Annotated in this window: 3 protein-coding genes; 2 read left to right on the forward strand and 1 reads right to left on the reverse strand. The window is 65.1% G+C overall.

Features of this window, described 5'->3' with window-relative positions:
- On the forward strand, nucleotides 1-2,316 hold a 2,316-nt coding region (locus AC1D2K_RS20610), incomplete at its 5' end, for an ATP-binding protein (RefSeq protein ID WP_478090687.1).
- Between the two features lie 49 nt (nucleotides 2,317-2,365).
- On the opposite strand, the gene AC1D2K_RS20615 is transcribed toward AC1D2K_RS20610, so the two are convergent.
- Complete coding sequence (locus AC1D2K_RS20615; RefSeq protein ID WP_478090688.1) at nucleotides 2,366-3,007, reverse strand: response regulator; 642 nt, start codon at nucleotides 3,005-3,007, stop codon at nucleotides 2,366-2,368.
- 465 nt (nucleotides 3,008-3,472) lie between these two features.
- Here AC1D2K_RS20615 and AC1D2K_RS20620 point away from each other — a divergent pair, with 465 nt between their 5' ends.
- Nucleotides 3,473-10,498 carry an Ig-like domain-containing protein gene (locus AC1D2K_RS20620; RefSeq protein WP_478090689.1) on the forward strand — a complete coding sequence of 2,342 codons (7,026 nt, stop codon included), beginning with the start codon at nucleotides 3,473-3,475 and terminating at the stop codon, nucleotides 10,496-10,498.
- Nucleotides 10,499-10,500 lie beyond the last annotated feature (2 nt).

Below are 10,500 nucleotides of genomic sequence, written 5' to 3' on the forward strand. Positions count from 1 at the left end.
GTGTACGCCCGGATGCATCCCGATGACAGGCTTGAAGTCAAGTCCCGTGTCGATCGCGCCATCACGCAGAAGAATGTGGCAGCCTACGTATTTCGCATCGTCGACGATTCAGGGGCGATCCGGTGGGTGGAGGGCTTCTCGTCGCCCAATCGCATGCGCCGGGGAAACAACCACCTGATCGGCGTCAACCGGGACATCACCGAGCGCCGCCTGGGCGAACTCGCCATGAGCGAGGCCAAGTCGCAGGCAGAGCGGGTGCTGGCGAAACTCGAGGAATCGCAGCTCGAACTCGAACTTGCCCTCGGCAGCGGCGGGCTGGGTGTGTGGCGTTCGGTCATTCCCTTGCGCAAGGGTGCCAGCCCGACGGGCCGCGAACTGCTCGCGACCCTCATCGCGGCCGATCCCAAGGTCCGCGAAATCTGCGGCCGCGATGCCGACTTCAGCTATCGCGACATGTTCAGGTTGCTGCACTCGGACGATCGCAGGCGAGCGGCCGTCGCACTGAACCGGGCCTATCGAAAAGGGGTCGGCGCCTACCGCGATCAGTTCCGCATCTGCAACCGTGACGGCGTGGTGCGTACGGTCGATGTGCGAGGCCACGTGACGACGGGCGCGGAGGCAGGCAGCGATCGGGTGCTGGTCTCGTTCACCGGCATCGCCAAGGACATCACCAGGGAGGAGGCGCTCAAGGCGGACCTGATCACCAAGGCCGAGGAGGCGCGATCGGCACTGGACGCCAAGGGCCAGTTCCTCGCCATGATGAGCCATGAAGTCCGTACGCCCCTCAATGGGGTGCTGGGAATGATCGATCTGGTGCTGGACACCCCGCTCGCGCAAGACCAGCGCGCCATGTTGCAGCGCAGCCGCGAATCGTCGGTGGCGTTGCTCACGATCATCAACGACATCCTCGATTTCTCGAAGATCGAGGCGCGCAAGCTGAATATCGAAAACCGTGCGCTGTCGCTGTCCGGACTGATCGAGGACGTGTGCGAGACGCTGCGGCCGGAAGCGATGCCCAAGGGTATCAGCCTTGATGTCGAGATCGATGAGCAGATACCGCAATTTGTCATTGGCGACTCCGTGCGGCTGCGGCAGGTGCTCACCAATCTGATCGGCAATGCGATCAAGTTCACACATCGCGGCGGGGTCAAGGTCGGCGCCCACAAGGGCGTCGACGGCTCGCTGCAGTTGACGGTGGAAGACACCGGCATCGGCATCGAGCCGCGAGCCATTGAGTCGCTCTTCCAGCCCTTCGAGCAAGCCGACATCGCCACCACCCGGCGCTACGGAGGCACCGGACTCGGACTCACGATCGTCAAGCAACTGGTCGAGCTGATGGGCGGCGGCGTCGGCTGCGAAAGCGAACTGGGCAAGGGCAGTCGGTTTACCGTGAGTCTGCCCTTGCGACCCTGGATCCCGAGCGCGGGCGCCCTGTCCGGGCAGGTTCGGTCAGCGCGCTCTTCGTTCGGCCAGGCGAAGACCGCCGCGGCCGGGCCAGGGTCGGAGCCGATCGGTCGCGGGCGCAAGCTGCTGCTGGCCGAGGACCATGAGATCAATCGCGAAGTCCTCACGCTGCAGCTCGCCAAGCTCGGCTTCGCCTGCGACTGCGCCGAAGACGGCGAGCAGGCCTGGGACATGCTGATGTCCTCCCATGGCGGCTATGCGATGCTGCTGACCGACTGCCACATGCCGCGGCTCGATGGCTACGACCTGACGAAGCGGCTGCGTGCTCACGAGGCAAGGCTCGGAGCCTCGAGATTGCCGATCGTCGCACTGACGGCCAACGCCTTGCAGGGCGAAGCCGAGCGTTGCCTGGCGCTCGGCATGGACGCCTATCTGACCAAGCCCTTGCAGCTTCATGAACTGCGGCATGCGTTGGTCGAGATCCTGGAGCGGCAGTCCGCGGGTGCTGCAGCCACGGCATCCGGCCCGCCGGCCACCGGATCATCGGAGCCGACGGACGCGGTCTATCCGGCTCTCATGCAGCTGTGCGGCGGAAGCCTCGACAAGGTCGCCAAGCTGGTGCGCATCTTCGTCGCCGCCACCGAAGAGGATCTGAAGGCGATGGACCAGGCCGCCGCGCACGAGGATCTTCCGCGCTTGCGGCAGTTGGCGCACAGGCTGAGCTCAGCTTGCCATCAACTCGACGAGGCCAAGGCGGTCAGCGCATTGCGGGCCGTCGAGCGGCAGGCCGAGGCCGACGGGCCCGAATCGGAAAAGGCCGTCCTCGCGCTGTATGGCCCGACGCGGGAAGCGCTGGTGTCGGCGCTGGCAAGGGCGTCGGCGTTCGTTCGGATGCATGGCCCTGGCGCCTGAAACAATGCGCCGCACGATCCATCGGTGCGAGGGCCGGCAAGGCCTCCGCTCAGGAATTCATGCCGTTCTCACGCGCATAGACATAGATTTCGAGATCGTTCTTGAGACCGAGCTTGACCATCGCGTCCGACTTCTGCCGACTGACCGTCTTCACGCTGCGAGCCAGGCGTTCGGCAATGCCCGTCACCGTCAAGCCGGATGCGAACAGGCGAATCACTTCGAGCTCGCGCGGTGAAAGCCGCGCGGATTCGCCCGCAGCCGAGTCGAACTCGCTTTGCAGCAGGCCTTGCCTGAAAGTGGTGCTGATGTAGTTGCGGCCCTGGGCCACTGCCTGGATCGCGAGGGAGATCTCCGCCATGCCGGACGCCTTGTCGATCAGCCCGCGAACGCCGGCTTCCAGGATGGCGCCGTGCACGCCGACGTTGCCGATCATCGTCAAGACAACGATCGGCAGATCGGGATGGTCACGCCGGATGCGTTGAAGCAAGCCGAGGCCGTCTGCCGCCTCGCCGCCCGGCATCGAAAAATCGGTGATCAGCAGGTCGCAGGGCGTTTGGCGCAACGCCGCCAACAGCGTGTCCGGTGAGTCGGCCTCGGCCACCACCTCGATCTCGCTGCTGTTCTCGAGCAGCATCCGCACCCCGGCCAGGATGATCGGGTGGTCGTCCGCGATGATCACGCGCATTGTCATTTCGATCAGACCTTCCTGTCGGAGTGGCACGAAGGCTGTTCAAGAGGATGCCGCCGCGTCCGCGTGAATGCGAGTCCGCAATGCTCCTGCATGAAGACGGTGAGAAGTGTCGCGCGACCGACCATGACCCAACCTATCGCCTGCGCCGGCGGATTGTATCTATTTTTGTCGGGCGTCCGCCCAGTCCTTCGCCGGGGCTGCGAGTGGTCGTCGCACGGGCTCGGTGCAAGCCAGAAATGCACCAACGCTCGGCCTTTTCGTGAAGCGATCGCGGCGTTTTCTCATTCCCTATTGAATCCACTTTTACTAGAGTTCTGAGTCTCAAGCGCCGACGGCAGAGCGTGGTCCGAGAGTGCTCGGAAATCGCGCGGCAAAGGTGACTCAATGGCGTCTCAATAGTGCCTTCAATCCGCTTGATCACTGAATCGAATTGCGCGATGCAGTTTCGATTCGATCGATCGAGCGGTGAGCGCGCAAACGCCATCGTTTTCAGCTTGTGGAGTTATCAGTCGCACCCGATTGCGGTTCGGCGGCAAGTCTGTCGGGCTTCTCATTGCCCGGCATCTGCCGTTGAAAAACGAATTTCGGTTTCATTTCATTTTCATTAGACGMGAGCATCCAGTGGCTACAAAAAAGACGGCAGTTGTTATCAACAAGAATGGCAGGAACGCAGGCGAGGCGGTGGCCTTGGACGGGAAGTTGCCTGTCAAGGTCAAGGCTTTGCCCAACGTCAAATACCTGCTCAAGGACGAGAGTGGCGTTGCGCCAGAAAACGCGACCCTGACGCGTGTCGGCGATGACCTGCAGTTGACTTTGGAGGGCGAGACCAGCCCTGCCTTGATTTTGGAAGGCTACTTCCTGCTGGCCGAGCCTCCGGGCCTGTTCGGCGTCGCGGAAGACGGCCAGCTCTATGCGTATGGCCGGACCGATGGGGCGGGTGCGATCTTCTCGTTGGCCGACGGGGACATGACGGCGGTCGCGCTGGCTGGCGATCCGGTCGCTCCGGGTACTGCGGGCAGTGATGACGACAACGCCGGTGTCTTCTGGCCCCTGCTCATGCTCGGTGGTCTGGCGGCTGGCGGCATTGCGGCGAGCAACTCCGGTTCTTCGGACTGGGTCGAGCCTGCCCAACCCACGCCCGATCCCAAGCCCGAACCCGAGCAGCCAAAGCCCATCTCCGCGCCGCCGCAGGCGGGCGCCATCGACGACGTCGGTCCGATCACCGGCGCGATCTCGGACAAGGGCGCGACCGATGACACGCGCCCCGAATTCGTCGGCAATGGCACGCCTGGCAACACCATCACCATCTACGATCAAGGCAAGGTGATCGGCGAGGTCGTCGTCGACGGCAATGGCAACTGGAGCTTTACCCCGACCGAGGATCTGCCCGAGGGATCGCACTCGATCACCACCACGGAAAGCGACAACAACGGCAACACGAGCGATTCTTCGGACCCCTTCGAGTTCGTCGTCGACCTGACGCCCCCGAGCAAGCCCAGCGTGGGCGGGGCCATCGACAACATCGGCACGATCGTCGGCGAGATCCCCGCCGGTGGTGTCACCGATGACAGCCGCCCTGGGTTCTTCGGCACGGGCGAGCCCGGCAGCACGATCACCATCTACGACAAGAACGATGTGGTGCTCGGGCAGGTCGTCGTCGACGACAAGGGGGACTGGACTTTCTCCCTTGATGACAAGAGCGGCGCGCTGGAAGACGGTCGGCACTCGATCACCATCACGGAAACCGACAAGGCTGGCAACGTGAGCGAGCCTTCGGATCCCTTCGAGTTCGACGTGGACACCGTGCCGCCCAAGGCGCCGGATGCGCAGATTGATGGCGCGGTCGACGAGACCGGCCTGGTCAACACCGACAAGCCCACGCTGAGCGGCAAGGGCGAGCCTGGCGACACCATCGTTGTGACCTACCCGGGCGGCGAGACGAGCGAGACGACGGTGCAGCCCGACGGCACCTGGGCCGTACCGGCGCCGGCGAACCCGCTGCCCGAGGGCGGCGGCACCGTCGTGGTCACCGAGATCGACGACGCCGGCAACAGCACCGTGATCAAGGTGCCCGTGAATGTCGATACGCAGGCGCCCTCTGCCCCCGAGATCGGTTCCGTGCTGGACGACGTTGCGCCGGACGAGGGCTTTCTGCAAAGCGGCCAGTCGACCAACGACACCCAGCCCACGCTGAGCGGCACGGCCGAGCCTGGCAGCAAGGTGACGGTGATCGACAACGGCAAGGTGCTTGGCACGGCAGACACGGATCCGGTGACCGGCGCGTGGACGTTCACGCCCCAGGATCCCCTGGCCGAGGGTGAGCACACCTTCGAAGTGACGGCGACCGACSCGGCGGGCAATACCAGCGCCGGSAGCCAGTTTGTGGTCGACGTCGACACGWCGAAGCCGAMAAMGCCCGGCGTGGGYGATGGTCAAGGGCTKGAGAGCGTGATCGACGACGTCGTAGAGATCACCGGCCCGATTTCCAAGGGCGGCGTCACGAACGATGCCAAGCCCGAATTCACTGGCAATGGCACGCCCGGCGACACCATCACCGTCTACGACAACGGCAACCCGATCGGCGAGGTCGTCGTCGACGACAAGGGTCGCTGGACCTTGACCCCGGCCGAGGACCTGGCCGAGGGACCGCACGCGATCACCATCACTGAAACCGACAAGGCCGGCAACGAAAGCGATCCTTCGGACCCCTTCGAGTTTGGCGTGGACTTGACCAAGCCGGATGAGAGCAAGCTGGCGATCACTGGGGTGGAAGACGACATTGGCCTGGTGACGGGCAACGTGGCGTCTGGCGGGACGACGGACGACAGCCGACCGGTGATCCATGGCACGGGCACGGCGGGCGACACCGTCATCGTGACGGTGAAGGACGTGACGGGCAGCCATGTGCTGGGCCGCGCGACGGTGGACGAGAACGGCAAGTGGTCGCTGCAGGTGCAGTCGCCGCTGGCGGGTGGCGTGAACGAGTTCACGGTGGTGGAGATGGACCCTGCGGGGAACAAGACCGAGCCGAGCGATCCGTACGCGGTGACGGTGGACACGGTCCCACCGGCCGTGCCGGTGATCGAGAACGTCCTGGACGACGTGGGCGTGGTGCACATGCTGCAGAAGGGCGAGGTGACCAACGACGCGACGCCGACCATCTCCGGCACGGCGCAAGCGGGCAACACCGTCAAGATCTATGACGGTGCGACGCTGCTGGGCGAGGTGAAGGCGGATGCGAACGGCAAGTGGAGCTTCACGCCGGGCGCGAACCTGGCCGATGGAGCGCACAACCTGACGGCGACGGCGACCAACCCGGTGGGCCAGACCAGCGATGCGACCGGCATCTGGAACTTCGTGATCGACACGAAGGCGCCGGACGCGGTGAGCGGGCTGGTGGTGACGGACGACGTGGGCGCCAAGCAGGGCCCGCTGACCAGTGACGAGACCACGGACGACAACCGCCCGACCTTCAGCGGCAAGGCCGAAGCGGGCAGCACGGTGACGGTGAGCGACAACGGCACCAAGCTCGGCGAGGCGCTGGTGGACGGCAACGGCAACTGGAGCTTCACGCCGGACACGGGCCTGGCGGACGSCTCGCACAGCTTCACGACGGTGGTGACCGACCCGGCGGGCAACGCGAGCGCGCCGAGCGCGCCGGTGAACGTGACGGTGGACACCTCGAAGGTTGAAGTGTCGATCAGCGCGCTGGTGGACGACCAGGGCGCGATCACGGGCAACATTGCGTCGAACGGCGTGACGGACGACACGCGTCCGGAGATCCGTGGCAAGGGCAAGGCCGACAGCACCATCACGGTGTACGACGGCACGACCGAGCTGGGGACGACGACGGTGAAGTCCGATGGCACGTGGAGCTTCACGCCCCTGGGCGACCTGGGGCAGGGCGCGCACAGCATCACGGCCAAGGCCACCGACAAGGCGGGCAACGTGAGCGAAGCGACCCCGCCGTTCACCTTCAACGTGGACACGGTGGCGCCGGTGGTGCCGACGATCCGCGAGGTGACGGACGACGTGGGCGAAGTGCAGGGCGCGCTGGCCAACGGAGCGACGACGGACGACCCGTCGCCGACGCTGACGGGCAAGGCCGAAGCGGGCAGCACGGTGACGGTGTACGACGGCGGCAAGCTGCTGGGCAGCGTGAAGGCCGATGCGAACGGAGACTGGAGCTACACGCCGACGACCGGCCTGAACGAAGGCAAGCACGAGTTCACGGTGACGGCGACCGACGTGGCGGGCAACACCAGTGCGGAGTCGGACAAGTTCACGGTGACGACCGACTACACGGCGCCGGATGCGACGAAGCWGGCGATCACTGGAGTGGAAGACGACATTGGCCTGGTGACGGGCAACGTGGCGTCGGGCGGGACGACGGACGACAGCCGACCGGTGATCCATGGCACGGGCACGGCGGGCGACACCGTCATCGTGACGGTGAAGGACGTGACGGGCAGCCATGTGCTGGGCCGCGCGACGGTGGATGCGAACGGCAAGTGGTCGCTGCAGGTGCAGTCGCCGCTGGCCGGTGGCGTGAACGAGTTCACGGTGGTGGAGATGGACCCTGCGGGGAACAAGACCGAGCCGAGCCCGCCGTACGCGGTGACCTTCGATGACAGCGTGCCTGCGTCGTCGATCGCCATCACCTCCATCACGGACGACACCGGGTCCTCAGACCACGACTTCGTCACCAGCGACACGTCGCTGACGATCAACGGGACGCTGAGCCAGGCGCTGAGCAGCGGGCAGCGTGCCCAGATCACGCTCGACGGCGGCAAGTCCTGGCAGGACGTGGTGGTTTCCGGCGGCACGAGCTGGAGCTATGTCGACAGCCGGACCCTGAGCGATGGCCAATACGTCTACGCGGTGCGCGTGGTCAGCGCCGCCGGGGTGGCGGGCGACATCGACCAGAGGACGGTCACGATCGACACCCAGGGTCCGACCAACAAGACCACGGTCGACCTGGCCACCTCGAGCGATTGGGGGGATTCGAACACCGACAACATCACCTCGAGCAAGACGCCCACCATCAGCGGCAAGGTCGGGACGGGCAGCGACACGGACCTGAGCAAGCTGCGCGTCACGCTGTTCGACGACGTCAACAACGATGGCAAGCTGGATGCGGGCGACCGCATCTTCGCCAGCGGCATCACGGTCAACGCCGACGGCAGCTGGACTTACGACCTGCCCAGCCTGAAGGACGGCACCTACCACCTGAAGGCGGTGCTGACCGACCTCGCCGGCAATGTCTCGAGCTCGGTTTCGACGCTCGACGACAAGAACGCGAACCTGGTCATCGACAGCAATATCCGCCAGGTGCTCACGGGCGAAACGGCCGGCGACCAGTTCGGCTGGGACGTGACCAATATCGGTGACTTCAACGGCGATGGCATCGACGACATGATGGTGTCGGCGCCCTGGGTGGACCGCAATGGGCGCGGGGATGTGGGCGCCGCCTACATCCTCTACGGCTCCGAGCGCGGACTGGCCAGCGTGGGCAACATTGCCAATCTCACGCCGGAGCAGGGCCTGAAGATCTACGGTGCCACCCCTCCCCAGGAGGGCGCCGATCGGATGGGCTACACCATCAACATGCTGGGCGACGTCAACGGCGACGGCTATGCCGACGCGCTGGTCGGCTCGCACTGGAACGACAAGGTCTACGTCGTTTTCGGCGGCGCGGCCGGCACCTATGCCAGCGGGTMATTCAACCTGAACCTGATCGACGCGGGCCAGAACCAGTACGGCTTCAAGGTCTCGATCCCCGTGTCCGCCGACAGCTGGTTCGGCTTCGCCTCGGGCGGCGGCGACATCAACGGCGACGGCTATGCCGACCTGATGATCGGCGACCGCCAGGGTGGCGTCGGCTCCTCGGGCAGCGCCATGGTGATCTACGGTCACGGCGGCAACTGGTCGAACGTCGATCTGGTCTACCAGAACAATGCCTGGACGCTGCCCAGTGGCGTGAGCGGCACGATGATCAAGGGCACCCCGAACGCCACCGGTGGCTCGCTCGCCAACCCGGGCATCGTGCGAAACGTCGACCTCGGCGAATCGATCAATGGCGTCGGAGACGTCAACGGCGACGGTATCGAGGACTTCGTGATCTCGGATCCGCGCGCGGGCAACGTGCTGTCGTGGCAGAACGGGCAATCGGCGGGGACCTCGTACCTGATCTACGGCAACAAGGACGGCCTGCCGGCGAATCTGGACCTTGGCACCCTGACGCCGGACCAGGGCATTCGCATCAACGCCATGCACTACGAGTGGCTGGGTGGGTCGAACTCCACGGAATCGCACAGCCTCATCACGGGCCTGGGCGACATCAACGGCGACGGAATCGACGACTTCGCCATTGCCGCTCCGTACTCCGATCCGGGCGATCCGGGCCGGGTGTGGGTGATCTACGGCAAGGAAGGCGGGTATGGGAAGGACATCAACCTGGATGCTTTCTTCACTCCTGGATCGGGGGCGCCGACCGGGTACACCCCGACCTTCACGGCCAACGACGGCTTCCTGCTGGTCAACGAGAAATCGACGGCCACCAGCCAGAGCACGGCGACGGAATGGTTCGGCACCAGCTTGCGCGGTCTGGGCGACGTCAACGGCGACGGCATCAACGACTTCCTGGTCGGTGCCCGCTATGCCGACGGCAGCGGCCTGACCGACAACGGTGCGGTGTACGTGGTCTACGGGCGCAGCGAGAACTTCGAGGCGCCGGTGATCTCGATCAAGGACATCATGAACGATCCGTCCAAGGGCTATGTGCTGCGCGGACAGACCACTGGCGAATGGCTGGGTTCGGGCGTGACGGTGGGTGACTGGAACGGTGACGGCGTGGCGGACATCGCGGTCGGCGCTCCGCTGCAGAATTCGAACGGCGGAAATTCCGGCTCGGTGTTCGTCTACTACTCGACACCGAACTTCACGCAGGACTACACCAGCGGCGACGATCTGCTGATCGGCACCAGCGGCGTCGACTTCCTGTCGGGCGGCGCGGGCAATGACACCATCACCAACATCGGCAGCAAGGACATCGCCCTGGGCGGTACCGGCAACGATGTGGTGCGGATCAGCAGCCTGACCTTCACGAACGTCGACGGCGGTGCGGGCATCGACACCCTGGTGATGGACGGGAAGGGCATGAACCTGGACCTCACGGCGTTGCAGAGCAAGGTCAAGGGTTTCGAGCACTTCGATCTCGGCAGCGACGGCGGAAACACCCTGGCTGTGCACATGAGCGACATCACGCGGCTCGGCCAGGCCAACCTGCTGGTGAGCGACGGCAAGACGCAGCTGGTGGTGCATGGCGATGACACTGGCCAGGTGAAGCTGGTCAATACCGGGGCGGCCGCCGATCGCTGGACCGACGCGGGAACGAAGACCGTGGACGGCTCGGTCTATCACGCCTACACCAACGTGGCTGGGACGAGCGAACTGCTGGTCGAGGACAGGGTTCACGTCACCATCCTGTAAGC

This window comes from Variovorax sp. P1_H12_2 (assembly GCF_056405335.1).

Excerpts from the sequence above, each read along its gene's own strand:
- AC1D2K_RS20615 (WP_478090688.1), bottom strand. The coding sequence starts at position 3,007 with ATGACAATGCGCGTGATCATCGCGGACGACCACCCGATCATCCTGGCC.